Raw genomic sequence first — 23,325 nt, 5'->3', positions numbered from 1 at the left:
GCTCAGCCTTTCATGCCGTGGCACAGGGCCAGGAAGGCGCGCGGATCGGCGATCTGGTCCCAGGTGATCGCGTCGCCGTTGCCCGCCATGCGCGCCAGGCTGCGGGCACGGGGGACCGCGCCGCCCGCGCCGGGAAAGCCGCGCACGACCAGCAGGTTTTCCTCGGCCCGCGTCCGGCCCTGCCGCGCCTCGGCGGTGCAGCGGCTGTCGTCGGCCAGGCTGGCGAAGGCGATGGCGACGCGTCCGGCGGTCTGGGGCGCGGTCGCCTCGCCCGCCGGGGCCTGAACCGGGGCGTGGTCGGCGCAGGCGATGCCGCGCGCGTCGCTGGTGCAACTGCCGGGGAAATCGTCCTCGTAATCGGAATCCCGGACCGGATCGGCGACGGCCCATGTTCCGTCGGGGTTGCGGGCGCGGGTCTGGGCGCGGGCCTCGGCCGCCATGACCAGGCGGTCGGGCGCGTCGCCATCGGGCCAGATGTCCATTTTGGGCATCCGGGGCGCGGGCATGGCGCCGCAGGCGGTCAGAAGCAGAACGGAAAGAAGGCAGGCTTTCGGGGTCATTCAGGATACTCGAGGGGTCTTGGGGTCTTCTGAAGGGTGGCCGGCCGGGGCGTTCCCGTCCTGCGGAGGGGCGGAGGCAGGGTCGATCCCGGCCATCAGCAGGCCCAGATCGCCGGTGGTGGCCTGGCCGGACAGGCGTTCGCCCATGATGCGGCCGTCGAACATCACGGCGATGCGGTCCGACAGGGACATGATCTCGTCCAGTTCGACCGAGACCAGCAGGATCGCCTTGCCCGCGTCGCGCAGTTCCACGATGCGCTTGTGGATGAATTCGATGGCGCCTATGTCCACACCCCGCGTCGGCTGGCCGATCAGCAGCAGGTCGGGGTTGCGCTCGATCTCTCGGGCCACGACGATCTTCTGCTGGTTGCCGCCCGAGAAGTTCCGGGCGGCCAGGTCGCAGGTCGGCGGGCGCACGTCGAAGCGCGCGATCTTGCCTTCGGCATCGCGGCGGATGGCGTCGCGGTCCATCAGCGGGCCGTGCCCGTATTCCGGGGCGTCATGGTATCCGAAGGCCACGTTTTCCCAGGCGGCGAAATCCATGATCAGGCCCTCGGCCTGCCGGTCCTCGGGGATATGACCGATGCCCTGGCGGCGGCGTTCGGCGGCGTTGCAGGCGCCGCCCGACAGGGGCAGGGGGGTGCCGTTCATGCGGATCTCGCCCGACAGGCGGCTGCCCTTTTCCGGATAGCCGCCCAGGATTTCCAGAAGCTGCGTCTGGCCGTTGCCGCTGACGCCCGCGACGCCCAGGATCTCGCCCGCGCGGATCTCCAGGTCGATGCCGCGCAGGCGCTCCACGCCGCTGCCATCGACCATGCGCAGGCCGCGGATTTCCAGGACCGGCTGGCCGGGCGTGGCAGGCGCCTTCTGGACGTTCAGCAGCACCTTGCGCCCGACCATCAGCTCGGCCAGTTCCTCGGGGCTGGTGTCCGCCGTCCTGACCGAGGCCACCATCTCGCCCCGCCGCATGACGGATACGGTATCGGTGATCTCCATGATCTCGCGCAGCTTGTGGGTGATCAGGATGATCGTCTTGCCCTCGGCCCGCAGGCCTTCCAGGATGCGGAACAGGTGGTCGGCCTCGGCCGGGGTCAGCACGCCGGTCGGTTCGTCCAGGATCAGGATGTCGGCCTGGCGATACAGCGCCTTGAGGATCTCGACCCGCTGCTGGTGGCCGACCGACAGGTTCTCGACCGTCTCGTCGGGATCGACGTTCAATTCGTATTCCTGGGCCAGTTGCCGCAGCACGCCGCGCGCCTTGGCCAGCGAGGGGCGCAGCAGCCGCCCCTCCTCGGCGCCCAGGATGATGTTTTCCAGCACGGTGAAGTTCGGGACCAGCTTGAAATGCTGAAAGACCATGCCGATGCCCGCGCGGATCGCGGTCTGGCTGTCGGCGATGGTCAGGGGGCGGCCGCCCACCAGGATGTCCCCCACATCGGGCTTGTAGAAGCCATAGAGGATCGACATCAGCGTCGATTTGCCCGCGCCGTTCTCGCCGATGATGCCGTGGATCGTGCCGCGTTCCACGCGCAGGTCGATGTCGCGGTTGGCCTGCACGGGGCCGAAGGCCTTGGAGATTCCGCGCAGTTCAATCGCCGCAGGGGCGGCCGTTTCCAGCCGCCCCCGTGGGTCCACCGTCGCCGCCATTTACTGAACCGGGCAGGCGTTGTCGGTCATGTAGTCGTGGACCGCGATCTGCCCGCCGGTGATGCCGGCGCGGGCCTCGTCCACGGCGGCCTGCATCTCGGGGGTGATCAGGGCCTTGTTGTTGTCGTCGATGGCCACGTCCACGCCCTCGGCCTTCAGGTCCATGACCTTGACGCCGGGCTGGACGCCGTTCTTGAAGGCGTCGTAGACCGCGTTGTCCACCCGCTTGACCATCGAGGTCAGCACCTTGCCCGGATGCAGGTGGTTCTGGTTGCTGTCCACGCCGATCGACAGGATGCCGCCATCCGCCGCCGCCTGCAACACGCCGATGCCGGTGCCGCCCGCCGCCGCATAGATCACGTCCGCGCCCTGGCTGATCTGGGCCTTGGCAAGCTCGCCTCCCTTGACCGGGTCGTTCCAGGCGGCGGGGGTGGTGCCGGTATAGTTGATCAGCACGCGGCCATCAGGCTTGGCGGCCTTGAAGCCCTGGGCGAAGCCGCATTCGAACTTGTGGATCAGCGGAATGTCCATGCCGCCGATAAAGCCCACGGTGCCCGATTTCGACGCCTGCGCCGCCATGATCCCGGCCAGATAGCTGCCCTGCTCCTCGGTGAAGACGACCGACTGGACGTTGGGCTGTTCGACCACCATGTCGATGATCGCGAACTGGGTGTCCGGGTAATCGGGGGCCACCTGGTTCAGCACGTCGCCGAAGGCGAAGCCGGTCATGACGATGGGATTGGCGCCGGTTTCCGCCAGGCGGCGCAGGGCCTGTTCGCGCTGCGCCTCGGACTGCATCTCCAGTTCCTTGTAGCTGCCGCCGGTTTCCTCGACCCAGCGTTGCGCGCCCGCGAAGGCGGCCTCGTTGAAGGATTTGTCGAACTTGCCGCCAAGGTCGAAGATCAGCGCCGGTTCGGCCAGGGCCATGCCGCCCGTCAATGCCGTCAACGCGACTCCTGCAAGCAGCGATGTCGTCAGGGACATAAGGAAACCTCATCCTGTTGTTTGCAGGCGAGTCAAGCCGCCCGCGTGATGGCCCGATTAGGGCGCATCGCCCGCAGCCGGTCAACCGCCTTCTTGGCCGGGCGCCAGCCGCAGGGTCATCACAAGGGCATCCAGATCCGGGCCGTAATAGCGCCGCCTGCGCCCGGATTCCCGCCACCCCGCCGCATGATAGAGGGCCTGCGCGGCGGCGTTGTCGGCCGCAACCTCCAGGAAGGCCTGGGCCGCCCCGCGTGCCCGTGACGTGGCGGCAAACTGGGCTATCAGATCGCGGGCGATTCCCTGGCGGCGCGCGTCGGGGGCGACGGCCAGGGTCAGCAGCTCGGCCTCGTCCGCGACGGTCTGGCCCAGCAGGAAGCCCTGGGGGCGGGTCAGCAGGAAGGCGCGGGGGCTGTCCAGAAGCGCGGCGAATTCGGCGGCGGACCAGGGGCGCGGGCGGGTGAAGCAGCGCGCGTGAATCGCCGCGAGGTCGTCGGGCGTCACGGCAGGATCAAGGGCGCCGCGTCGCGGGCGGGGGCGGCATCGGCGGGGCGCAGATACAGCGGCGCCGGGCGCGGGCCGGGATCGGCGCGGCGGGCCAGGGCGATGCGCGCGATGGCCACCGCAGGGGGAACCGCAGGCGCAGCCTGCGCGGGGCCGGGCGGCAGCGAACCGGCCGCAGCTTGCTGCGGGCGGTCCCCCCCGCCGGTGCCGAAGTCCTGCCACACGACCTGATTGGCGTGCAGCGGCAGCACGACGCGGCAGGGGCGGGGCAGATCCAGCGCCGCCGCCTCGGTTGCGGCGACGCCCACCGCCGGGATGCCCAGCGACAGCGCCAGCCCGCGCGAGGCGGCGACGGCGATGCGGATGCCGGTGAAGTTTCCCGGCCCGATGCCCACGCCGATCACGTCCAGGTCGCGCCAGGCAAGCCCCGCCTGGGCCAGCAGCCCTTCCAGCAGCGGAAACAGCCGTTCGGCCTGGCCCTTGGCCATCGCCTCGGACGACTGCGCCAGGATGGTGTCGCCCCGCAGCAAAGCGGCCGCGCAATGCGCGGCCGATGTGTCGAAGCCAAGGGCGATCGGATCAGGCAACCGGCCGGACCTCGACCACCTCGGGGATGTAATGGCGCAGCAGGTTCTCGATCCCCATCTTCAGCGTCAGGGTCGAGGACGGGCAGCCCGCGCAGGCACCCTGCATGTGCAGATAGACCACGCCCCGGTCGAAGCCGTGGAAGGTGATGTCGCCGCCGTCCTGCGCCACTGCCGGGCGGACGCGGGTGTCCAGCAGTTCCTTGATCTGGACCACGATGTCCGAATCGGGACCGTCATGGTTGGCATGGCCCGACTGTTCCGCCTTGCCCTCGACGGCAGGGGCGCCGGACTGGAAATGCTCCATGATGGCGCCCAGGATCGAGGGCTTGAGATGGTCCCAGGGCTGGTCGTCTTCCTTGGTCACGGTCACGAAATCGCGGCCCAGGAACACGCCGGTCACCCCGCCCACCGCGAAGATGCGGCGCGCCAGGGGAGAGCCGGCGGCATTGTCGGGGGCGGGGAAGTCGGCGGTGCCGTCCTCCATCACGATTTCGCCGGGAAGAAACTTCAACGTCGCGGGGTTCGGTGTGGTTTCCGTCTGGATGAACATTGGCCAAGGCTCCTTTGGACCGGATATGGCTATGGCGGGCCTGCGGGTCAAGCGCGGCGGGGGGTCAGGTGATCGCCTCCAGCCGTTCCTTCGAGATGTCGGCGGGCACCAGGGTGATGGGGCAAGGCAGGGTCGCGGCGTCGCGCATCAGCCGCGTCAGCACCGGATTCTGGGCCGAGCGGTCCGATCCCAGCCCCATGGCGACGATGCCCACTGCCGGGTCTTCGTTCAGATAGGCCAGCAGCTGTTCGGCCGGATCGCCCTCGCGGATGACCAGTTCCGGCTCGACTTTCGGGCGCATTCTCATCCACTTGGCGTAAACTTCGAAATGCGCCTCGATCCGTTCATAGGCCTCGGCGCGCATCACGTCGGCGACGCCGAAGCCGTGCTGGATCTCGTTGGGGGGGATGACCGCCAGCACCGTCACCGCGCCGCCGGAATTCGATGCCCGCATGGCTGCAAAGCGCATCGCGTTCAGGCATTCCCGGCTGTCGTCCAGCATGACAAGAAATTTCCGCATCATCCGCTTTCGTGTCGTTCTTTTCCGCGCTGACAGTGACCCCTTTGCCATGGTGGCGCAAGTCATTCGGGGAGATCGGCGCGGTTGCGGTTTTCTTGGATCGGCGGCTGTGCTACTCCGCCTGACAAGAACGAGACGTTCGCAGGGCGGCACAGGGCAGGCATCGTGACGATCCACCACGGCTGGGACAAGACAAGATCGGCGCGCCTCGCCGTGCCGGAAATGGCCTGGTTCGCGGTCGACGGCCATTCTCAGATCAGCAAACCCTCGCCCCGCCGCAAGCGGCTGTTCGATCTGGCCCTGGCGCTGATCATGCTGATCCCGGTGTCCGCGATCATCGGGGTCGTGGCGGTTCTGATGCTGATCCAGCAGGGCCGGCCGATCTTCTATTCGGCCGAACGGATGCGCGCGCCGGGCCGGTCGTTCCGGCAGCTGAAATTCCGCACCATGATCCCCGAGAACGAGGATTTCGGCGCCACCGGCGCGCACAAGCACTGGCGCATCACGCCGCTGGGCCATTTCCTGCGCCGCACGCGCATCGACGAGCTGCCGCAGCTGTTCAACATCCTGCGCGGCGACATGAGCTTCGTCGGCCCCCGCCCGCCGCTGCGCGAATATGTCGAACGCTTTCCGGCGGTCTATGCGCAGGTGCTGAAAAGCCGCCCCGGCGTGACCGGGCTTGCGACGCTGATCTATCACCGCCACGAGGACCGGATCCTGGCGCGCTGCACAAGCGCCGAGGCGACCGAGCGGGCCTATTACCGCCGCTGCCTGCCCGCCAAGCTGAAGATCGACCTGATCTATCAGCGCCACCGCGATATCCGCCTGGACCTGTGGATCATGTGGAACACCCTCAAGATCGTCCTCGGATACAGGGACGAAAGGCCCAGAAGGCGGGGCCGGTCCTAGGCCGCGAAGGGATCGCGCGGGTATCCGACGCCGCACAGATACAAGCCGTGCGGCGGACAGACCGGGCCGCATTCCGCGCGGTTGCGGGCCGACAGGGCCTGGGCCACGCGGTCCGGCGCCCACGACCCGGCCCCGACGCGTTCCAATGTCCCCACGATGGACCGGACCTGGTTGTGCAGGAACGACCGGGCGCGCAGGTGAAAGCGGTATTCCCGACCATGGGGGATCGGGCTTTCCTCGACCCGGATCTCGTCCAGCGTCTTGACCGGACTGGCGGACTGGCACATCGCGGATCGGAAGGTCGTGAAATCGTGCCGTCCGACCAGATGCGCCGCCGCCTGCCGCATCGCGTCCGCGTCCAGCGGGTGCAGCACCTGCCAGACCAGACCGCGATCATGTGTCGCCGGGGCGCGGCGGGCTTGCAGGCGGAACAGATAGCGCCGCTCGGTGGCCGAGAAGCGGGCGTGGAAATCCTGAGAGACGCGGGCGGCGGCCAGGATGGCGACCGGCGCGGGTTTCAGGTGGAAGTTCAGTGCCTCGGCCAGCCGGAACGGATCCCAGTCGCGCGCCAGATCGGCATGGGCGACCTGCGCCGTCGCATGGACGCCCGCATCCGTCCGCCCTGCCGCCGCGATCCGCGCGCCTGACGCAAAGCCGGGGTCCAGCCGGGCCAAGGCAGCCTCGACCGCGCCCTGGACCGAGGGCTGATCGGCCTGGGCCTGCCATCCGGCAAAGGGACGGCCGTCGTATTCGATCTTCAACACAAAGCGCGGCATCGCCGGATCAGCGCGCCTTGTCCCGGTCGGGGGTCAGCAGACCGTCCAGGAAGCGCGCGGTTTCCGTGCGCGGCGCGTCCAGTTGCGCGGGGTCGCCGCCCGTTGCCTCGGCGGCGCGCACCCCCTCGCGCGCCAGTCTTTCGCGCAGGACCGAAATCTCGATTTCCAGATCCGTCCGGTCGCCTTCCAGCAGGCGGCGCGACTTGGCGCTGAAATCTTTTTCCAGATCGTCCAGGAACGTTTCGTAAGACGCCCGAACCTTCGGATCCCGGGTCTGGCGATAGAGGTCCGCGAACTTCACCGTCGCGTCGCGCGCGCCCATCAGGTAGACGCCCAGGTATCGCCGCGCCGCCGACAGATCGCCGGGATTGCTGCGCACGCGATCGAACAGGTCGCCGACCGTGGCGGCGAACCGCTCCACCCGCGCGTCCATCTGGCGGTCGCCGAGGGCGCGGATCGCGTCGCGCATCTGGGACAAGTGGCCCTCGGCCTCGTCGATCATCTTCTGGGCGCGTTCCCCCTGGAAGCCGTCGGTCGCGGCGATGCCCTTGTCGCGCATCGGATCGGCCCCGAAGGCCAGCCAGTGCAGCACCATCCCGGTCGCGCCGACGATGCCCGCGCCCGCCAGGCTGCCGGGTTCAGCCATCCCCAGGCCCAGGCCGAGGCCGGTCAGGACGCTGCCGAACAGCTTGCGCGGGATCGCCGGGCGGCGGGCGACGCGGCGCACCTGATAGGCGGCTTCGGCGGCCAGGCCTTCGCGGGTCATCCACATGCCGCTGGCGATCACGCCGAAGGCCGCCAGGTTGCCCGCCATGCCCGCCGGATCCTGGAAGAAGGCCCCGAACAGGAACGGCAGCGCCGCGATGGTCACATATTTGGGCCGGGACGCCAGCGGGTGCCGGATCGGCGCCGCAGGCGGCGGGTTGCGGTTGTCGCCCTGCGGTCCCAGGCCGGGCGAATACCGTCCGCCAAAACGCTGCGCCATATCCTTACCCCGCCCCGAACGAAGCATAGAGCGTCACCAGAACCAGCAGATAGAAGCCCAGCCGTTGAATGGCGTTCTGCGACATGCCTGTGTCTTTCCCTGTGGGCCGTGATGGCCCGGTCCCGCCCTATATCGGAATTGCGGCGCGGATTGCAAAGATCAGCCGCGCGGAAACAGCCGCTCCAGCGCCTGGTCCAGGGGCGAGGGGTCGTCGATGGCAAGGCGCACCGGCAGGGTCATCACCCTGGACCGGAAGGACCGGGGCAGGCGTGCCGCATCCTTTTCGGTGGTGACAAGCTGTGCGCCCAGAAGCCGCGATTCGGTCTCCAGCCGGGTCAGCAGGGCCGGAGTGAAGGGCTGGTGGTCCTCCAACGCCTCGGCCCGGACCAACTCGGCGCCCAGGCCGGTCAAGGTGGCGAAGAATTTCTCGGGGTGGCCGATCCCGGCGAAGGCCAGGACGCGGTGACCCTGCCAGTCCATGCCCATGGGCAGGGGGGCCAGGGCGCCGCGCAGATGCGGCGGGCCTGGGGGGGCGGTGAAACGGGCCTGGGCGTCCGCCGGGCCGATGGACAGCAGCAGGTCGGCGCGCGCCAGGCCCGCCGCCACGGGTTCGCGCAGCGGCCCGGCGGGGATGCACAGCCCGTTGCCGAAGCCCTTGGCGGCGTCGACGACCACCAGCGACAGGTCATGGGCCAAGGCGGGATCCTGGAAGCCGTCGTCAAGGATGATCGCCTGCGCGCCGTCCTCTGCGGCCGCGCGCGCGCCCGCCAGCCGGTCCTTGGCGACCCAGACCGGACCGAAAGCGGCCATCAGCAGCGGCTCGTCCCCGGTCAGCGCGGCATCGTGAGAGGATTCGACCACCCGCAGCGGTCCTGCCGCGCTGCCGCCATAGCCGCGCGAGACGACATGCACCGCGACGCCGCGCGCTTGCAGCGCCTGTTGCAGGTGGATGACGGTGGGCGTCTTGCCTGTGCCCCCGGCATTGAGGTTGCCGACGCAGATCACCGGCACGCCGACCGTCGCCCGTGCCCCGCCCGCCAGGCGCCGCGCAGTGGCGCGGGCATAGGCTGCACCCAGCGGCGACAGCAGGCGCGCGGCCAGGCTGGGCGGGCGCTGATACCAGAAGGCGGGTGCGCGTCTCATGGCGTGGCCTTTCCGATGGCGTCCAGGACCGGGGCGCAGATGCGCAGCGTCACGTCCGCGCCGCCGGTGCTGACGGTCCAGGCGTTGCTGGCCAGCGTCGCGATCAGGTCGGGTTGCGACAGTTCGGCGATGGCGGCCGCCAGGTCGTCCGCATCGGCGACCTGGCGCGCCGCGCCCGCGCCGCGCAACTGCTGCCATTCGGCTGCGAAACGGTCCGTATGGGGACCGTGGACGATGGCCGAACCCAAGGCTGCGGGTTCGAACGGGTGGCGCGCGGCGGCGTCGTCGCCTCCCAGCGTGCCGCCCAGATAGGTGACGGGGGCCAGCCGATACCACAGGCCCATCTCGGTCGGGCCGTCGGTCAGCATGACATGCACGTCGTCGGTCGGATCCTCGTCCAGGGACCGGCGGGCGACGGTCAGGCCGCTGGCCTCGATCGCCTCGGCCAGGGGGGCGATGCGGTCGGGATCGCGCGGGGCGAGGAACAGCAGCGCCCGATGCGACTGGGCCAGGGCCGCGTGATGGGCGGTCAGGACCGCCTGTTCCTCGTCCGGGGGGACCGAGGCGGCAAGCCAGGCGTGGCGGCCGCGCAGAAGCTGGGCGATGACGCTGCGCTCGGCCTCGGAACAGGGCAGGGGGTCGCGGATCTCGGCGACCGGGCCGGTCAGGGTCACGCGCCTGCGGTCCGCGCCCATGCGCAGGGCGACCAAGCGGCTGGCCGGGTCGGTGACAAGGATCGCCCGGACCTGGCGCAGCAATTCGCGCCGCGCGCTGGCCTTCAGCGTCCAGGCCGTATCCTCGGGGGAAAAGCGTCCTTCGGCCAGGACGATGGGCAGGCCCCGGCGGCTGGCCGCCTGGATCAGCGCGGCAGGCAGGTCGGTGCCCATCAGCAGCACGGCGGCCGGTCCGGCCTGCATCAGCAATTCGGCCTGTGCGGGGGAAGGGTCGCCCGCGTCGAAAATCCGCAGGTCGGGCCTGCTGCGCATCAGGCGGCGCTGCACCTGGGCAAAGGCCGCGCGGGCCTCGGGGGCGGTCTGGACCAGCAGCAGCGGGCCGGTCCCCGAGGGGATTTCGGGCGCCACCGCATCGTCCGGTGCGGGGATCCGGGCGCGCCGCATCCACAGCGCAAGCCGCCCGATCCCGGTTCCGGCCATGACAGCGCCCCGCGCGCGCCCGGCGCGGGCGATCAGCCCCTGACCTCCAGCTCCTCGGTTGCGCTGGCGGCGGTTTCCTCGTCCCGCAGGCGGTGCAGGTGGGCGATGAAATAGCGGGTATGGGCGCTGTCCACGGTCCGCTGGGCCTCGGCCTTCCAGGCATCATAGGCTGTCTGGTAGTTGGGGAAGATGCCGACGATGTGGATATTGTCCGTGTCGCGGAACTGGGTGCCCTGCGGGTCGGTCAATTCGCCGCCGAAGACAAGATGCAGACGCTGGCTCATGGGTGTTTCCTGTGGTTGTGCCGCGCGGATCCTAATGCGGCGGCGCGGCGAGATGAAGCGGCAAGCCGGGGGTTTCACACCCCCGGACCCCCGTGGGATATTTGGGCAAAGGTGAAGGGGCGGCCGTCACAGCCCCGCCAGTTTCATGATCGTCGCCCATTCGGCATCTGTCACCGGCTGTACCGACAGGCGCGAGTTGTTGACCAGCACCATGTCCTTCAGCGCCGGTTCCTGTTTCGCCTGGTCCAGCGAAATGGGCCGGGGCAGGGGCTTCACGGCCTTCACGTCCACGCATTCCCATCGCGGATCGTCGGTGGAGCTGTCGGGATGGGCCTCGGCGATGACCTGGACGATGCCCACGGCTTCCTTGCCGATGTTGGAATGGTAGAACAGGCCCAGGTCGCCCGCCTTCATGGCGCGCATGAAGTTGCGGGCCTGATAGTTGCGGACCCCGTCCCATTCCTCGCCCTTGTCGCCCTTCGCGACAAGATCGTCCCAGCCGAACACGTCCGGTTCGGACTTGAACAGCCAATAGGCCATCAGCCGATCACCTTCTTCCATTCGGTGATCTCGACCGAATCGAACAGCCCGGCAAGGGCATAGGGATCGCGGTCCGACCAGGCCTTCGCCGCGTCGAGGCTGTCGGCCTTGAGCACCAGCAGCGATCCGCGCATTTCGCCGTCGGTCAGCATCGGGCCGCCGAACAGCACCACGCGGGTGTCGCGGACATAGGCCAGATGCGCCTCGCGGTTGGCCATGCGGGTTTCCAGGGCGCCGGGCTTGTCACGGCAGATCAGGGCGAACAGGGGCATCATTCCTCCTTCAGGGGGCGGGTCATCAGCATCTCGGACGCGTTTTCGACGGAAACCCGGCCTTCGGCAAGGGCCGCCACCATCGCGGCGATGGGCATGTCGCAGCCGATCCGGGCGGACAGGGCGGCCACCGCGCGGGCGGTGGCGGCGCCTTCGACGGTCGTGTTGCTGTCGAAGGGCTGGCGCGCGCCAAGCGCCTGGCCATAGCGGAAGTTGCGCGACTGCGCCGAGGTGCAGGTCAGCGTCAGATCGCCCAGGCCGGACAACCCGGTCAGCGTTTCCGGCCGCGCGCCAAGCCGGGCGGCGAGGCGGGTCATTTCGGCGAAGCCGCGCGTGACGATGGCGGCGCGGGCGCTGTCGCCCAGGCCCGCGCCGATCACCACGCCCGCCGCGATGGCGATGACGTTCTTCAGCGCGCCGCCCAGTTCCGCGCCGGTCACGTCGGTGGTGCGGTAGAGCCGCAGGACCGGGGTGGACAGCGCGTGTTGCAGGGCGCGGCCCGCATGCGCGTCGGCGCAGGCCAGGGTCAGCGCGGTGGGCAACCCGCGCGCAATGTCGGCGGCGAAGGACGGGCCGGTCATCACGGCGATGGTGGCCTGCGGGCAGGCCCCCGCCAGCAGGGTCGAGGGGCCGGTCAGGCGCGACAGGTCGATGCCCTTGGCGGTGCTGACCAGCGTCCTGCCGTCCAGCAGGCCCGCGTGATCGGCCAGGAAGCCGCCAAGCGCCTGCGCGGGCAAGGCCAGCAGCAGCGTGTCGGCCCGTGCGGCAGTGCCCAGGTCGTCGGTGACGCGGATCGCGTCGGGCAGCGTCACGCCCGGCAGGCGGGGGTTGTCGCGGCCCCAGCGGATGTCGCGCGCCCACAGCGTCACCGGGCCATTGGCCGACAGCGCCACCGCAAGCGCCGTGCCGAAAGCGCCCGCGCCCAGGATCGACACGCTCATGCCTTGGCCCCCTTCTTGCCGCCGCCCAGCATCGGCGTTGCGTCGCGGTCCAGCGGCCATCGAGGGCGGGCGGCCAGGTCCATGCCGTCGCGCTGGCCCAGGGCAAAGCGTTCCGCCCCTGCCCAGGCGATCATCGCGCCGTTGTCGGTGCACAGCGCCAGCGGCGGGGCCAGGAAGCGCGCGCCCGCGTCCTGCGCCACCTGCTGCAAGGCCGCGCGGATCGTGCGGTTCGCCGCGACCCCGCCCGCCACGGCCAGCACCGGCACCGGATGGGCGGCCAGGGCGCGGCGGGATTTCTCGGCCAGAACCTCGGCCACGGCCTGCTGGAAGGCGGCGCAAAGATCGGCGCGGTCCTGCTGGCGCAATCCGCCCTGGTCGGCGATCAACTGGTCGCGCAGCCGCAGGGCGGCGGTTTTCAGCCCCGAGAAGGACATGTCACAGCCCGGCCGGTCCAGCAGCGGGCGGGGCAGGGGGAAGCGGTCGGGATCGCCATTCGCGGCCTCGGCCTCGACAGAGGGCCCGCCGGGCTGGGGCAGGGCCAAGAGCTTGGCCAGCTTGTCGAACGCCTCGCCCGGCGCGTCGTCGATGGTGCCGCCCAGGCGGGTGAAATCCTGCGGCCCGTCCACGCGCAGGAACTGGCAATGCCCGCCCGAGACCAGCAGCATCAGATAGGGAAAGCCGATGCCGTCGGTCAGGCGCGGCGTCAGCGCATGGCCCGCAAGGTGGTTCACGCCGACCAGCGGCAGGCCGGCGCCGGCGGCGATGCCTTTGGCGCACATCACGCCTGCCATCACCCCGCCGATCAGCCCCGGCCCCGCCGTGACGGCGATAGCCGTGACATCGGACAGCGCCACACCTGCCTGCGCCAGCGCTTGCTCGACCACCAGATCCAGCCGCTCGGCATGGGCGCGGGCGGCGATTTCCGGCACGACGCCGCCGAAATCGGCATGCAGCGCGGTCTGGCTGCTGACGACCGAGGACAGGATCCGCCGGTCGCCCGTCACAAGCGCGGCCGCTGTGTCGTCGCAACTGCTTTCGATGCCAAGGAAAATCTGGGTGTCGTCCATGCTCTTGCCGGGCGGGGGAATGGCGCTTAGGCCTATGGCCCTAGCATCGGACAGGGGGGATGCCAATGTCCAGCACCAAGCGGCCGGTCCTGTTGCTGACCCGCCCTCAGGCGGATTCGCGGCGCTTTGCGGCGATGCTGCCGGAATGGCGGGCGGTGATCTCTCCGATCCTGCGGATCGTGGCGGTGGATCACGATGGCGCGGCGCTGCGGGATGCGCCGGGGCTGGTCTTCACCTCGGCCCATGCGGTGGCTGCGGCGGGGCCGGGGCGCGGGCGGCTGGCGCTGTGCGTGGGCGGGCATACGGCGCAGGTCGCGCGGGCGGCGGGGTTCGACGTGCGCGCGGGCAACGGTTTCGCCGAAGGGCTGCTGCCGCTGATCGACGGCGCCGGGGTGCCGCTGATTCATCCGCATGGCCGTCACCTGGCCAAGCGGCTGCCGGTGCCGGGGATGGTGGTCTATGACCAGCAGGCGGTGCCCTTGACGGCCGAGGCGCGGGCGCTGCTGGGGGGCGACGGTCCGGTCGTGCTGCCGCTGTTCTCGCCCCGCAGTGCCCGGCTGGTGGCGGATGCGACGCGGGGGGCGCGGGCGCCGCTGCGGGTGGCGGCGATCAGCGATGCCGCCTGGGCCGCCTGGGACGGCCCCGCCGCCGGTCATGCGGTGGCCGAACGGCCCGATGCGGCGGCGATGGCTGCGGCCGTCCGCGCCCTGGCTTTGGCGGAACAATGATGCTTAGGGCGGGTTGAGAAGCGGCCCCCGTCTCATTAGGCTGCGGCCAGGCGCGGCCATGCTGCCGCCGCGAGACGGGGACATGACGTGAAAAAGCCAGACAAGACCAAAAGCGACAGCCATTCCGAAACCCCGCAGGACAAGACGCCCCTGATGCTGAAAAAGGACGCCGCCGACCCGGGCGTGATCGCCCGGTCCCCCATCGGCGCGGGCGACGGCTCGTCGGCCGCCGCGACGGGCGGAGAGATCAGGCCGATCGAGTCCACCCTTCTGGGCGACAAGACCGGCCAGAACCCTGCGGCCGCGCGCAAGGCCGCCGACAAGCCCGGCAAGGACAAGACCCCCGCCGGGGCGAAAGACGCGCCGAAAGACGCCCCGCCGAAGGATCCTCCGGTGCGCGAGGCTGCGGCTGCGGCGCCTGCACGGAAGGTCACGGTGCAGAAGACCGGCTTCTGGCCGGTCGTCCTGGGCGGTGTCGTCGCCGCCGGGCTGGGATCGGCTGCGACGATCTGGGCGCTGCCGCATCTGCCCGCCGCCTGGCTGCCCGAACAGCCCGCCGCAGCCGCCCCCGATGTCGATGTCGCCGCGATTCGCAGCGAGGCCGTCAGCGCGGCCGAGGCCGCGACCGCCGAACAGATCGACGCCCTGCGCGCCGAGCTTGCGGCTGCCTCCGATAACGCCCCGCAGGCCTCCGGCGCCTCGGCCGAGGATCTAGCGGCGCTGCGCCAGCAGATCGATGATCAGGCCGCCGAGATTCGCGAGCTGAGCGCCCGCCCGCAGATCGACCCCGACCTTGCCGCCCGCGTCCAGACCCTGGCCGACCAGGCCGATACGCTGGAACAGCAGTTGCAGACCGCAGCCCAGGCTGCGCAGGCGCAGATCAACGCCGCCCAGGCCGAGGCGCAGCAGTTGCAGCAGGCCGCCGCCGAAAGCACCCGCCGGGCCGAGGCCGTGGCCGCCATCGCCGCGCTGCAATCCGCCCTGGATCGCGGCATCGCCCCGGACGAGGCGCGCCAGACGCTGGAGGGCGTCGGGCTTGAGGCGCCCGAGGCGCTGACGCGCGAAGTTCCCAGCCTCGACAGCCTGCAAGCCGGGTTCCCCGAAGCCGCGCGCGCCGCCCTGCGCACCTCGCTGCGTCAGGACAGCGCCACCGGCAACGGCAGCCTGTTCGGCAATTTCCTGCGCGCCCAGACCGGCGCCCGATCCATCGTCCCGCGCGAGGGGACGGATCCCGATGCGGTCCTGTCGCGCGCCGACGCCGCCGTCCAGGAAGGGCGGATCGCCGATGCCGTGACCGAGATCGGCGCGCTGCCCGACGATGCCCGCGCCGCCCCCGCCATGGCGGACTGGCTGGCGGGCGCGACCGCCTATCGCGATGCGCAGGCGGCCTTGTCCGACCTGTCGGCCCCTGCAAACTGAGGTCCGGGCATGTTGCTGTCCCTGTTGAAAATCCTGTTCTTCTTCGCGGTCGTCCTGGTGATCGCGCTTGGCGCCGTGCATCTGTCGGAAACCGGCCAGATGCTGCGCGTGGAATATGCGGGCACCGAATACGCGCTGACCCCGGTCAAGGCGGTCGTGGCCCTGCTGGTGCTGATGGTTCTGGCCTGGCTGGTCTTCAAGGCCCTGGGCCTGGCCCTGGCCTTCATCCGCTTCATCGCGGGGGACGAAACCGCCATTGACCGCTATTTCGCCCGGTCCCGCGAACGCAAGGGCTATGAGGCGCTTGGCGAGGGGATGCTGGCGGTCGCGTCCGGCGAAGGCAAGCTGGCGCAGGACAAGGCCACCCGCGCCGAGAAATACCTGCACATGCCCCATATCACCAACCTGCTGTCCGCCCAGGCGGCCGAGGTTGCCGGCGACAAGGCCCGCGCGGGCCAGATCTATCGCAAGCTGCTGGAGGACGACCGCACCCGCTTCGTCGGCATCCGCGGCCTGATGCGCCAGAAGATCGACGAGGGCGATACCGCGACCGCGCTGCTGCTGGCGCAGAAGGCCTATGCCCTGAAGCCCCGGCACCGCGAGTTGCAGGACACCCTTCTGGAACTGGAGATGCGCGAGAACGACTGGAAGGGCGCGCGGCAGGTTCTGAAGGACAAGCGCCGCCAGGGCGACCTGCCCCAAGACGTGCATATCCGCCGCGACGCGGTGCTGGCCTTGCAGGAAGCGGCCGAGGTTCTGGCACAGGGCAATTCCATCAGCGCCCGCGAGGCCGCGATTTCCGCCAACAAGGCGTCGCCGGATCTGATCCCGGCGGCGGTGCTGGCCGCGCGCAGCTATATCGCGCAGAAGGATTTCCGCAACGCCTCGCGCGTGCTTGAGAAAACCTGGTCGGTGCGGCCCCATCCCGATATCGCCGCCGCCTATGCCGAGATCGTCCCCGACGAAACGCCTGCCGCCCGTCTGACGCGGTTCGACCGCCTGATCTCGAAGAATCCCAATGACGAGGAATCGCGCCTGCTGCGCGCGGAACTGCTGCTGGCGGCCGAGGATTTCCCCGGCGCCCGCCGCGCGCTTGGCGATCTGGCCGAAAAGCATCCCACCGTGCGCACCCTGTCGATCATGGCGGCGGTCGAACGCGGCGAAGGGGCGGACGACAGCGTGGTGCGCGGTTACCTGACGCGCGCGCTGACGGCATCGCGCGGTCCGCAATGGGTCTGCGACAAGTGCCACAACGTGATGGGCGACTGGGCGCCGGTCTGCGATAGCTGCGGCGGTTTCGACACCCTGACCTGGCGCGAACCCGAGACGCGCGCCACAGCCGCCATGGCTGCCCCCGGCGCCGAGATGCTGCCGCTACTGGTCGGCGCGCCGAAACCTCAGCCGCCTGTTGCCCCAAAGGTCGAGGACGTGCCGCCTGCCGACATCCGGGCACCGGATGCGCCGGCCAAGCCTGCCGCCAAGGCGCGTCCGGTCGAAGTCGCCCATGTCGCCCCCGGCATGGTCCCGCGCGAGACCGACTACGTCACGGTCGAACCGGCCAGCACCATCACCACCCCTGAACCCGCCCCGGCCCCATCCGAGATCCGCGCAGCGCCGCAGCCCTCGGTCAGGCCGGTGCCGGCCACGGATCCCGAACCGACCCTGATCCGCCCCGATGTCCTGCCGCCCGAGGATGCCGACTGGACCGAGGGCAAGACCCGCCCCTGACGGGAAGGGGGGCGCAGAAAAAATCCCGCGCCCCCTTTTCCCTCGCCGGGGAACCTGTTATCCGGCCCCTCACCAGATGCCGGTGTAGCTCAGCTGGTAGAGCACGTCATTCGTAATGATGGGGTCGGGGGTTCGAGTCCCTTCACCGGCACCAGATCGCCCCAGGCGACCGGACCATGGCCCGAGGGCCGTTAACTTCTTTTCCGAATCCCCGGAATTGTGTAGCCTGAACCAGGCTGTTCGCTCCGGGACGGCCAGCCGATCTGTCTGTATCGGTATCCCGGAAGGGAGGGTTGCATGATAATCAGAACAATGGCGGCGCTGTCCGTCTCGGTTGTCTGCCTGGCGGGGGCGGCCTCGGCGGCGACCGTCGTGAACGGCAGCTTCGAGGATGTATCGGGCCTGGCGGGCGGCGGTCTCAACCGGGGTTCGTTCGGTGTCTATGATACGATTCCCGGCTGGACCAAGGGTTCCGGTTCGGGAATCGAGTTGCAGGACAATGGCACGCTGACGACCCATGATGCGCAGGACGGCAACTGGTATGTCGAACTGGACAGCGACGACAATTCGTCGATGTATCAGGACATTACCTTTGCGGTGGCGGGCATCTATCGTCTGTCGTTCTACTATGCGCCGCGCACGACGACGCCGACGGACAACGGCATCGACTATTCGCTGGGCGGCCTGATCAGCGGTTCGATCGACGGAGTCTTTCCTGCGGGCTGGCAAGAGGTCGCCACCAACTTCAGCGTCAATGCCGGGGATGTGCTGCGGCTGACCTTTGCCGCCACCGGCATCAACAACAGCCTGGGGGGCTTTGTCGACAACGTGACGATCGCGCCGGTGCCGCTGCCCGCCTCGGCGCTGCTGTTGGGCGGCGCCATGGCCGGGATCGGTTTTGCGGGTCGTCGCCGCAGGAACCGGGCCTGACAGCAGGCTAAGACCGGGGATCCCCGCCGGGTTGGACCGGGCGGGGATTTCCTGCGGAAAGGCTGTGGTGCGGGCGGCGGGCATTGAACGACCCTACATGTGGCTCTCAGTCTGCATCAGGCGCTATCGGGTTTCCAATCTTACTTGGCTTTTCTGATATCTAGCAGCATCATTCCTTATCGGTCACACTCATCCCTTACTATATCTATGGGTGGACCCAGAGGGGGACCAGATGTTGGTCCAGGAGGAAAGCCATGCGGGCAAGCAATCGACTGAGCGCAAAGGGGGCGGCAGCGCTTGGCCCTGGTAAGTATTCGGACGGTGCCGGGCTCTGGCTGGTGAAAGACGAAAGCATGCGCGGCAAGTGGGTGCTGCGCGTCACGGTTCACGGCAGACGGCGCGAAATGGGACTTGGGTCTTTTCCGGCTGTCTCGCTGGCTGAGGCCAGGAAATATGCTGAAGCGGCTCGAGCCCAGGTGCGAGGAGGGCTGGATCCGATCAAGGAACGCCAGCGCGAGCGGAGGGAAGCAGCCCGCAATCTTCATGTTCTGAAGGACGTTGCCCTTGATGCCTTCGAGACCAGAAAGGCGTCACTGAAGGGCGACGGAAAAGCGGGCCGATGGTTCAGCCCGCTCGAAATCCACATCTTGCCGAAGCTGGGCCGGGTGCCGGTTGCCGACATTGACCAAGCCGATATTCGCGACTGTCTGGCGCCGATCTGGCACACGAAGGCGGTGACAGCCGAGAAGGCGCTAAGCCGCTTGGCGATTTGCATGCAGCACGCCGCGGCGCTGGGCCTGCAAGTGGATCTACAGGCGACTGTGAAGGCGCGGGCGCTGCTAGGCAAGAGCCGTCACCGGGAGCAAAATATACCGGCCCTATCGTGGAAGGATGTTCCCGAGTTCTATGCCAGCCTGAACGATGGGACAGTGACGCATCTGGCCCTTCGGCTTCTGATCCTCACAGGTGCTAGATCGGGTCCGCTGCGCTTCCTTCACGAAAGCCAAGTCCATGGCGACGTGTGGACTATCCCTGGGGAAACGATGAAGGGCCGCAAGGACGCTACGCCTGATTTCCGCGTACCGCTGGTTCCCGAAGCGCTGGCCATCATTGAGGTGGCCAAGGCCCATGCTCGTGAAGGCTTTCTGTTCCCCAGCGTGCGCAAAGGCGTCATTTCCGATGCGACCATGGCGCGGCTGATGGAGCGCAGAGGAATGAAGGAGCGGCCGCACGGCTTTCGTTCCAGTCTCCGGGACTGGCTGGCTGAGACAACCGACGCCCCGCACGATGTTGCGGAAACCATGCTGGGACATGTTGTCGGGCGCTCTGTCGAAAGGGCCTACCGCCGCACGGACTTCCTGGAGCAACGGCGGGCCTTGCTGGCGCGCTGGGCAAAACATGTCACGGGGCAGTCGGGACAAGTGGTGGAGCTTGTCAGAGCATGAACATAGAAAAGCTGGACCAGGCGCTCGATCAGATTGGGTATCAAGCTGCACTTGAGTGGGCTCCATTCCGCGCTGGTTCGTTGCGGGGGGTGATGCTTGGCCTAGTCGCGCAACCTTCGACTGAAATGCGAGAGGCTGACCGCGAGGCTGTTCAAATCTTGTCTCAAAGTGCGGCAACGATCCTGAAAACATTGCCCGCGCTCAGCGCATCAATACGGGATGTGATTGACGGGCCTGTACGATCTAGCCGATTGGACAGCGACGCACTGGCCGACTTGGAGGCAGTTCTACGACAGCTGACACCAGGGTTTGAGTACGCGATCGAGGTGACCGAGGGCGAAAAGCGGAAGCGCGGCCAACAACCTGCAACAAAAGAGCGGCGTGTGATCGAGGCTTGCGCTGAAATCTACATCCTTGCGAATGGACGCTGTCCGACTTGGGGCAGTGACGCCCAAGGGGTGCCATCCACACCCTTTACGAGAGGAGCGGCACAGGTCCTCGACGCCTTAGGCCTCAGCAGCAAAAGCTGCCCCGCGCATTGTAAAACGGTGTGCAAGCCCCTGCGAGGGAATGAGGCGGCGATCACGGCTATCCGCCAGCACGGTCTTCTTGCGCGCCAGCTGCGGGGGGAAGCATAGCGGGTAACATACCAAAGGCGCGAAGTTTCTTTTTTCGTGCATTTTTTTGAAAGTTACGGATTGAACCAAAGTCCCGGCCATCATCAATCAACATGAGGGCTGCTCAATGCGTATCATCGACCCCCTTCTGAAGGACAAAGAAGCCGCGCCCCTTCTCGGCATTAGCGTTCCCACGTTCTGGCGGCGCGTTGCGGATGGCACCATTCCTAAGCCCGTCAAGCTGGGCTCGACTTCACGCTGGCCACAATCCGAGATCCTGGAAGTCATTGAGCGGGCAAAAGCTGCTCGTTTCGAGGCCGCATAGAAAACCGCCACCCTTGGGCATAAGGGCGGCGGCGGCATTTCTATCCGGGACTTGAACACCTTGGAACATAGTGCCCAGCGCCCTTGCCTGCAACGAAGAAGGCAAGAGCAATGGCTAATCTCAGATCTTCACACGACACCACGCCCAATCCTTCGGGGACTTCGGAAGGGTGCCCAATTGATCATGGGACGATCCCGAAGAATAGCCGCGAGGTGATCCGCATCACGGCGGAACATTTCAAAGGGCGCGACATCATCAACTTTCGGGTCTGGTATCGCGACGATGCCGGAGAGATGCGGCCAGGCAAGCAGGGCCTCGCCTTTCGTGCAGAGTTGCTGCCGGACTTTATGGCGGCGCTGAGCAAGGTTCATCAGGGGGTCTATCGTGCGGATTGACCTTCCTGTGAAACCGGCCCTGCTGTCCTATTGCCGCAAACTGGTGGCCGAGGGTGCGGAACCATCCGAGGTGGTTCATGTCTATCGGGGCAGAACTCTCTGCTTTCTGCCCGTTCCACTCGCCACGTTTGCCAAGCTGGCCACGGAAGAACGTAGCGACAGATCCATTCGGTTCGTCCGCCACCGCGAGACCCTACCTCAGAGTGACGAATACGCCTCAGCCACGGCGACGGCGGAAGGGTGCGGCCATGAGTGATGCTCAGACCCTGACCCTTGCCCTGCGAGGCAAATGGTATGGGCGTTACGGAGTGGCCTGCTGCCCAGCGCACGGGGACCGTAGGCCATCCCTGTCTCTCTCGGATGGGAGCAGCGGCAGGCTGCTTTTGAACTGCCTGGCCGGCTGCGCCTTTTCCGACGTTCTGGACGCACTGCGCGGTCTGGGCCTGATTGAGGGCAGTCATAATTATGCGCCGCCCAGCGCGGCCGAGATTGCCCAGCGCGAGGCCGAGGAGCGGGCTCAAGCGGAGCGGGCTGAGAGACGGGCGCTTGCCACGTGGCGCGAGGCGTTGCGGATAGGAGGCACACCTGCGGAGGTTTACCTGCGCGGCCGGGGCATCGACTGTCCCTTGCCGGACACGCTGCGCTTTCATCCCGAGTGCTGGCACCCGACCGCCCGGCGCCTCCCGGCGATGGTGGCCCTGATCGAGGGTCTGCCGCGGGCTGCCATCCATCGTACCTATCTGCGCCCGGATGGCAGCGGGAAAGCGGACGTGGAACCAGTCAAGGCGATGCAGGGCGCGGCTGCGGGCGGTGCCGTTCGGCTCGTTCAGGCCGATGGTCCTCTCGTGGTGGCCGAAGGTATCGAGACTGCCTTGAGCCTGGCCTGCGGGCTTATCCGTTGTCCGGCGAGCATCTGGGCCGCGCTGTCCTGTGCAGGGGTTGGCGCACTGAACCTTCCCGATCAGCGCAGCCGCCTGACCATTGCCCATGATGGTGACAAAGCCGGGCAGGACGCCGCCTGCAAGCTGGCCCGGCGCGCGACGTCTTTGGGCTGGGCCGTCAGCCTGCTGCCCGCACCGGCAGATCGAGATTGGAATGACATCCTACGAGGAGAGGGGGCCGATCATGAACGTGATCCCCAGTAGCGGCAGCCTCCACCCCGCGGAGATCCCCTTTCAGGAACCTGCCGCAAGGCCAGCATTCTATCCAGCATCGGAGTTCGAAGGGATGGCGGTTCCATCACGCGAATGGCTGGTGCGCGATCTGGTTCCCTCTGGCACGGTGACGCTGCTGGGCGGCGATGGCGGCACAGGAAAGTCACTGTTGGCCCTTCAGTTGGCCTGCGCTGTCGCGGCAGGTGGCGAATGGCTTGGCTATCAGGTTGCCGGCGGCGGCGCCCTGTTCATCAGCGCGGAAGATGATGACGCGGAGTTGCACCGCCGTCTGGCTGCTGTGGTGCAATCCTCTGGCCTCATGTTCAACGACCTCGACCGCCTCACGATCTGCAGCCTGGCTGGCAAGGATGCCTTGCTGGCACGTCTAGATCGCGCGACCGGGGGTCTTTCGCCTTCTCCCCTCTTTGACGAACTGGAAAAGCGCCTCGAGGACGAAAAGCCCGTACTCTTGGTATTGGACACGCTGGCGGACCTTTTCCCCGGAAATGAGAACGATCGAGCGCAGGCGCGGCAATTCGTCGGCCTGTTGCGGGGCTTGGCAATCCGTCACGGCTGCGCGGTCATCCTGCTTTCGCATCCATCCCTTTCTGGCTTGAACAGCGGCAGCGGCACCAGCGGCTCAACGGCGTGGAACAACAGTGTCAGGTCGCGGCTCTACCTGGAACGGGAAATACAACAGGACTATGAGCCCAACCCCGACGCGCGGGTTCTGTCTACAAAGAAGGCGAACTATGGCCGCACCGGTGGCGAGATCCGCCTGACGTGGCGCGATGGCGTTTTCGTGGCCGATCCTGCCGAAACGGGTCTGGACCGGATGGCGGCTAGCGCCAGGGCAGAACGAGTATTTCTCAAGCTGCTACGGACGTTCGCTGAGCAGGGTCGTACCGTCAATTCGGCCGGGGGCTCTAACTATGCTCCGAAGCAATTTGCAGAACATCCTGACAGCGAGGGAGTGACAAAGCGGGCCTTCAAGACCGCGATGGAAACCCTGCTGGCTGCTGGAAAAGTGAAGATCGAAGCCAAAGGGCCACCTTCCAAACGCGTCACCTACATCGCGGAGGCAGGCCAGTGAACAGGCTTCACCCCCCCTTCATCCCCCCTGTTCACCCCAGGTGCGGAAGTTGGTTCATCCCCGCCTACATC

27 protein-coding genes and 1 tRNA gene are annotated in these 23,325 nt (G+C 68.0%); 12 read left to right on the top strand and 16 right to left on the bottom strand.

Annotation, left to right across the window (positions count from 1 at the left end):
* Positions 1 to 2: 2 nt before the first annotated feature.
* The 7 genes from PARHAE_RS01835 to PARHAE_RS01805 all read right to left on the bottom strand — a co-directional run bounded on the left by PARHAE_RS01835 (position 3) and on the right by PARHAE_RS01805 (position 5,349).
* Positions 3 to 560: a hypothetical protein gene (locus tag PARHAE_RS01835; RefSeq protein ID WP_164555107.1), complete on the bottom strand. Its 558-nt coding sequence runs from the start codon at positions 558 to 560 to the stop codon at positions 3 to 5.
* Positions 561 to 2,207, bottom strand: a complete 1,647-nt coding sequence (locus PARHAE_RS01830; protein ID WP_126152900.1) for an ABC transporter ATP-binding protein — start codon at positions 2,205 to 2,207, stop codon at positions 561 to 563.
* A complete protein-coding gene (locus PARHAE_RS01825; RefSeq protein WP_126152899.1) occupies positions 2,208 to 3,191 on the bottom strand; it encodes a BMP family lipoprotein in 984 nt (327 codons plus the stop codon).
* Positions 3,192 to 3,272: 81 nt separating this feature from the next.
* Positions 3,273 to 3,692 carry a ribosomal protein S18-alanine N-acetyltransferase gene (gene rimI, locus PARHAE_RS01820; RefSeq protein ID WP_126152898.1) on the bottom strand — a complete coding sequence of 140 codons (420 nt, stop codon included), beginning with the start codon at positions 3,690 to 3,692 and terminating at the stop codon, positions 3,273 to 3,275.
* The gene (gene tsaB / locus PARHAE_RS01815; RefSeq protein WP_126152897.1) at positions 3,689 to 4,279 is read right to left on the bottom strand and encodes a tRNA (adenosine(37)-N6)-threonylcarbamoyltransferase complex dimerization subunit type 1 TsaB; all 591 of its coding nucleotides are present in this window, start codon (positions 4,277 to 4,279) and stop codon (positions 3,689 to 3,691) included. Before tsaB ends, rimI begins: the two co-directional genes overlap by 4 nt.
* Positions 4,272 to 4,829, bottom strand: coding sequence for a NifU family protein (locus PARHAE_RS01810; RefSeq protein WP_126152896.1), 558 nt, complete (start codon positions 4,827 to 4,829; stop codon positions 4,272 to 4,274). The genes tsaB and PARHAE_RS01810 overlap by 8 nt, the downstream gene beginning before the upstream one ends.
* A 64-nt stretch (positions 4,830 to 4,893) precedes the next feature.
* Positions 4,894 to 5,349, bottom strand: coding sequence for a universal stress protein (locus PARHAE_RS01805; RefSeq protein WP_126152999.1), 456 nt, complete (start codon positions 5,347 to 5,349; stop codon positions 4,894 to 4,896).
* Between the two features lie 165 nt (positions 5,350 to 5,514).
* On the opposite strand from PARHAE_RS01805, the gene PARHAE_RS01800 reads away from it, so the two are divergent.
* Complete coding sequence (locus PARHAE_RS01800; protein ID WP_241232634.1) at positions 5,515 to 6,258, top strand: sugar transferase; 744 nt, start codon at positions 5,515 to 5,517, stop codon at positions 6,256 to 6,258.
* Here PARHAE_RS01800 and truA read toward each other — a convergent pair.
* The 9 genes from truA to tsaD form a co-directional block, all read right to left on the bottom strand.
* The gene (gene truA, locus PARHAE_RS01795) at positions 6,255 to 7,034 is read right to left on the bottom strand and encodes a tRNA pseudouridine(38-40) synthase TruA (RefSeq protein ID WP_126152895.1); all 780 of its coding nucleotides are present in this window, start codon (positions 7,032 to 7,034) and stop codon (positions 6,255 to 6,257) included. The genes PARHAE_RS01800 and truA overlap by 4 nt on opposite strands.
* A gap of 7 nt (positions 7,035 to 7,041) precedes the next feature.
* On the bottom strand, positions 7,042 to 8,019 hold the full coding sequence (locus tag PARHAE_RS01790) for a 5-bromo-4-chloroindolyl phosphate hydrolysis family protein (protein WP_126152894.1): 978 nt from the start codon (positions 8,017 to 8,019) through the stop codon (positions 7,042 to 7,044).
* Positions 8,020 to 8,178: 159 nt separating this feature from the next.
* On the bottom strand, positions 8,179 to 9,162 hold the full coding sequence (gene lpxK, locus PARHAE_RS01785) for a tetraacyldisaccharide 4'-kinase (RefSeq protein WP_126152893.1): 984 nt from the start codon (positions 9,160 to 9,162) through the stop codon (positions 8,179 to 8,181).
* Positions 9,159 to 10,316 (bottom strand): 3-deoxy-D-manno-octulosonic acid transferase, encoded by a 1,158-nt coding sequence (locus PARHAE_RS01780; protein ID WP_126152892.1) that lies wholly within the window; start codon positions 10,314 to 10,316, stop codon positions 9,159 to 9,161. Before PARHAE_RS01780 ends, lpxK begins: the two co-directional genes overlap by 4 nt.
* Before the next feature lie 32 nt (positions 10,317 to 10,348).
* Positions 10,349 to 10,600: a DUF4170 domain-containing protein gene (locus PARHAE_RS01775; RefSeq protein WP_126152891.1), complete on the bottom strand. Its 252-nt coding sequence runs from the start codon at positions 10,598 to 10,600 to the stop codon at positions 10,349 to 10,351.
* A 126-nt stretch (positions 10,601 to 10,726) separates the two neighbouring features.
* Positions 10,727 to 11,140 carry an EVE domain-containing protein gene (locus tag PARHAE_RS01770; protein WP_126152890.1) on the bottom strand — a complete coding sequence of 138 codons (414 nt, stop codon included), beginning with the start codon at positions 11,138 to 11,140 and terminating at the stop codon, positions 10,727 to 10,729.
* On the bottom strand, positions 11,140 to 11,415 hold the full coding sequence (locus tag PARHAE_RS01765; RefSeq protein WP_126152889.1) for a YciI family protein: 276 nt from the start codon (positions 11,413 to 11,415) through the stop codon (positions 11,140 to 11,142). Before PARHAE_RS01765 ends, PARHAE_RS01770 begins: the two co-directional genes overlap by 1 nt.
* A complete protein-coding gene (locus PARHAE_RS01760; RefSeq protein WP_126152888.1) occupies positions 11,412 to 12,353 on the bottom strand; it encodes an NAD(P)H-dependent glycerol-3-phosphate dehydrogenase in 942 nt (313 codons plus the stop codon). Before PARHAE_RS01760 ends, PARHAE_RS01765 begins: the two co-directional genes overlap by 4 nt.
* Positions 12,350 to 13,420: a tRNA (adenosine(37)-N6)-threonylcarbamoyltransferase complex transferase subunit TsaD gene (gene tsaD, locus PARHAE_RS01755; protein WP_126152887.1), complete on the bottom strand. Its 1,071-nt coding sequence runs from the start codon at positions 13,418 to 13,420 to the stop codon at positions 12,350 to 12,352. Before tsaD ends, PARHAE_RS01760 begins: the two co-directional genes overlap by 4 nt.
* Positions 13,421 to 13,485: 65 nt before the next feature.
* Here tsaD and PARHAE_RS01750 point away from each other — a divergent pair, with 65 nt between their 5' ends.
* The 11 genes from PARHAE_RS01750 (at position 13,486) to PARHAE_RS01705 (ending at position 23,254) form a co-directional block, all read left to right on the top strand.
* Positions 13,486 to 14,148: a uroporphyrinogen-III synthase gene (locus PARHAE_RS01750; RefSeq protein ID WP_126152886.1), complete on the top strand. Its 663-nt coding sequence runs from the start codon at positions 13,486 to 13,488 to the stop codon at positions 14,146 to 14,148.
* 87 nt (positions 14,149 to 14,235) lie between these two features.
* A complete protein-coding gene (locus PARHAE_RS01745) occupies positions 14,236 to 15,567 on the top strand; it encodes a COG4223 family protein (protein ID WP_126152885.1) in 1,332 nt (443 codons plus the stop codon).
* A 9-nt stretch (positions 15,568 to 15,576) separates the two neighbouring features.
* Positions 15,577 to 17,295 carry a heme biosynthesis protein HemY gene (locus tag PARHAE_RS01740; protein WP_126152884.1) on the top strand — a complete coding sequence of 573 codons (1,719 nt, stop codon included), beginning with the start codon at positions 15,577 to 15,579 and terminating at the stop codon, positions 17,293 to 17,295.
* A gap of 78 nt (positions 17,296 to 17,373) precedes the next feature.
* A tRNA-Thr gene (locus tag PARHAE_RS01735) sits at positions 17,374 to 17,449 on the top strand.
* A 143-nt stretch (positions 17,450 to 17,592) separates the two neighbouring features.
* On the top strand, positions 17,593 to 18,225 hold the full coding sequence (locus tag PARHAE_RS01730; protein ID WP_126152883.1) for a VPLPA-CTERM sorting domain-containing protein: 633 nt from the start codon (positions 17,593 to 17,595) through the stop codon (positions 18,223 to 18,225).
* Between the two features lie 254 nt (positions 18,226 to 18,479).
* Positions 18,480 to 19,670 carry a tyrosine-type recombinase/integrase gene (locus PARHAE_RS01725; RefSeq protein WP_126152882.1) on the top strand — a complete coding sequence of 397 codons (1,191 nt, stop codon included), beginning with the start codon at positions 18,480 to 18,482 and terminating at the stop codon, positions 19,668 to 19,670.
* On the top strand, positions 19,667 to 20,308 hold the full coding sequence (locus tag PARHAE_RS21310) for a hypothetical protein (RefSeq protein ID WP_206436841.1): 642 nt from the start codon (positions 19,667 to 19,669) through the stop codon (positions 20,306 to 20,308). The genes PARHAE_RS01725 and PARHAE_RS21310 overlap by 4 nt, the downstream gene beginning before the upstream one ends.
* Before the next feature lie 106 nt (positions 20,309 to 20,414).
* On the top strand, positions 20,415 to 20,612 hold the full coding sequence (locus PARHAE_RS01720; protein ID WP_126152881.1) for a helix-turn-helix transcriptional regulator: 198 nt from the start codon (positions 20,415 to 20,417) through the stop codon (positions 20,610 to 20,612).
* Positions 20,613 to 20,824: 212 nt separating this feature from the next.
* Positions 20,825 to 21,007 (top strand): transcriptional coactivator p15/PC4 family protein, encoded by a 183-nt coding sequence (locus PARHAE_RS20940; RefSeq protein ID WP_164555106.1) that lies wholly within the window; start codon positions 20,825 to 20,827, stop codon positions 21,005 to 21,007.
* A 383-nt stretch (positions 21,008 to 21,390) separates the two neighbouring features.
* On the top strand, positions 21,391 to 22,152 hold the full coding sequence (locus PARHAE_RS01710; protein WP_241232633.1) for a DUF7146 domain-containing protein: 762 nt from the start codon (positions 21,391 to 21,393) through the stop codon (positions 22,150 to 22,152).
* Complete coding sequence (locus PARHAE_RS01705; RefSeq protein WP_126152878.1) at positions 22,133 to 23,254, top strand: AAA family ATPase; 1,122 nt, start codon at positions 22,133 to 22,135, stop codon at positions 23,252 to 23,254. Before PARHAE_RS01710 ends, PARHAE_RS01705 begins: the two co-directional genes overlap by 20 nt.
* Positions 23,255 to 23,325 lie beyond the last annotated feature (71 nt).

It is taken from the genome of Paracoccus haematequi (genome assembly GCF_900631945.1).
Classification (GTDB): Bacteria; Pseudomonadota; Alphaproteobacteria; order Rhodobacterales; family Rhodobacteraceae; genus Paracoccus; species Paracoccus haematequi_A.
Note: the sequence above shows the minus strand (reverse complement) of the source record. Positions and strands in the feature narration are given on the sequence as shown.